This window comes from Enterococcus thailandicus (assembly GCF_001886265.1).
Lineage (GTDB): Bacteria > Bacillota > Bacilli > Lactobacillales > Enterococcaceae > Enterococcus_B > Enterococcus_B thailandicus.
Genome location: NZ_JXLE01000038.1, coordinates 1 through 1,925 on the forward strand (window position 1 = coordinate 1; position 1,925 = coordinate 1,925).

Consider the following 1,925-nt stretch of genomic DNA (forward strand, 5'->3'; position numbering starts at 1 on the left):
TGCGCTACTACCAACTGAGCTATGCCGGAATCAAGTACATAAATATAATAGCAATTTATTCCATCACGTGCAATACTTTTTTTGTTTTTTTTAAGGTTTTTTTGCTAGAAAAAGGTCATTGCTCTTTCCGTTATTTTCAAATGCGGTAAACTACTTTCTCATTCATAAAATACCATACAAAATAATTCTCTAACTCACTTATTTCCAATCCATTATGTTCACTTTTCACTATAAATAGGATTGACAAATTTCAATATTTTCGCTATTCTATTAGTTGTAAAAATATTCATGCCGCTTTAGCTCAGCTGGTAGAGCACCACCATGGTAAGGTGGGGGTCGACGGTTCGAGCCCGTCAAGTGGCTTCCTTAAAGGCGTCAGAATGTGTTATAAAAACACCCATTCTGATGTCTTTTTTTGATTATTTATTTTCCAGCTCTCTTAACCAATGCTCATTGAATTAGGATTCAAGAACTGCTTAGACTTATTTAACTAAAATAAGGTGTACAACACTCGTGACTAAATTTTTAGCCTGGAACTGTTCTTTTTTTTTAACTCTCCTCACTCAAAACTTCTTGCAACGATTAAACCATCGTCTGATTTTATAGTGACCACTCTCTCACTAACACACTAACTAAATAAAACGTTATAATTAAGTATAAGATTATTTTATTTATCCTTAAATGTGAGGAGGGATTTCAATGCTTACAACACTTACTACTAGTTTGATTTCTTTTATCAGCACCAACATTGATGACATTTTTATATTAACCATTTTATTTTCTCAAGTTGGAAAAAATTTATCAAAAAAAGATATTGTTCTTGGACAATATTTAGGAGTAGGGCTCTTAGTTCTATTTAGTATTTTGGCATCTCACAGTTTGAATCGAATTCAAACGGAGTATTTAGGTTTGCTAGGCATCATTCCAATTTTTCTAGGAATTAAGTCTTGGCTTGATTTTGTGAAAAATAAAAAAAGAACTGTTTCGATCGAGAAAGACTCCTCAGCTAACAAAGCAGATCTCACAGATGAAACTCTATTAACAAGTGGCTTACGACCACATTTTTTAAATGTTACTCTTTTAACTCTTGGCAATGGCTCAAATAATATTGGAATTTACGTCCCCCTATTTAGTAGGTATTCTGTCATTGATTTAATTATAACTGTTCTTATATTTATAATTATGATTGCTATCTGGTGTTATTTCAGTTTCAAATTAGCCAATCTTTCCTTTATACAGGAGGAACTTCATCGGCATCAAGTATTTATTATACCAGTCATCTTTATTGGCTTAGGAATCTATATTCTTATTGACAGTGGTTTGTTTAACTAAAAAAACGCTCTAATGTATCAAAAATTTATACATTAGAGCGTTTTTCTTATTTAATTGAAGAGTTGCATTAGACAATTTTGTTAGGGCGAAGATCCACTAATTGAACATGGCTGTCTAACATACCACTAGGACTCGATAATTGGAATACACCTAGTCGTGTATCAAGTGACAAAGTCATCGCTTCATCCATGTACATTTTGGAGTAGTCTTTCACATAAAGCTCGCCGACATCACTATCCAAAACTAATTGATAGTCTTCTCTTTTTTGTGTTTTGTCTAAAATCAATAGACGAAAGCTAGTGTCTAATGAGCAGACACCCATTTTAGAATACACACCTACGCCATCATCTAGATCAAGAATTACAGTTGCTTCTTCATCTAAATATTTTTGTAATCGTTCTTGTGCTTCAGTAGAAATTTTTAAATACATTATTTAAAACCTCCTTTATTCTTCCAAAAAAATGCTAACACATATTAATAAATATAGCGAGACACTTGCCTCATCGACTGACACAACAAAAAAAGAAGGAAGAAATCGTTAAGATTTCTTCCTTCTTTTTAGTACTCCGGCAGTAGGACTCGAACCTACGACA

Annotated in this window: 2 protein-coding genes and 1 tRNA gene; 2 read left to right on the forward strand and 1 reads right to left on the reverse strand. The window is 32.8% G+C overall.

Annotated features, from left to right (window positions below):
• Positions 1-290: 290 nt before the first annotated feature.
• Both RV17_RS12910 and RV17_RS12915 read left to right on the forward strand, forming a co-directional pair.
• Positions 291-363: transfer RNA gene (locus tag RV17_RS12910), tRNA-Thr, on the forward strand.
• 336 nt (positions 364-699) lie between these two features.
• Entirely contained in the window at positions 700-1,332 is a 633-nt protein-coding gene (locus RV17_RS12915) for a cadmium resistance transporter (protein WP_071869444.1), read from the forward strand.
• A 67-nt stretch (positions 1,333-1,399) separates the two neighbouring features.
• Here the strand turns inward: RV17_RS12915 and RV17_RS12920 are convergent, their stop codons facing one another.
• Positions 1,400-1,762: an iron-sulfur cluster biosynthesis family protein gene (locus RV17_RS12920; protein ID WP_067480199.1), complete on the reverse strand. Its 363-nt coding sequence runs from the start codon at positions 1,760-1,762 to the stop codon at positions 1,400-1,402.
• Positions 1,763-1,925: the final 163 nt, after the last annotated feature.

Bases quoted from the DNA above. Each gene is read 5' to 3' on its own strand.
- RV17_RS12920 (WP_067480199.1), bottom strand. From the start codon at position 1,762: ATGTATTTAAAAATTTCTACTGAAGCACAAGAACGATTACAAAAATAT.
- RV17_RS12915 (WP_071869444.1), top strand. From the start codon at position 700: ATGCTTACAACACTTACTACTAGTTTGATTTCTTTTATCAGCACCAAC.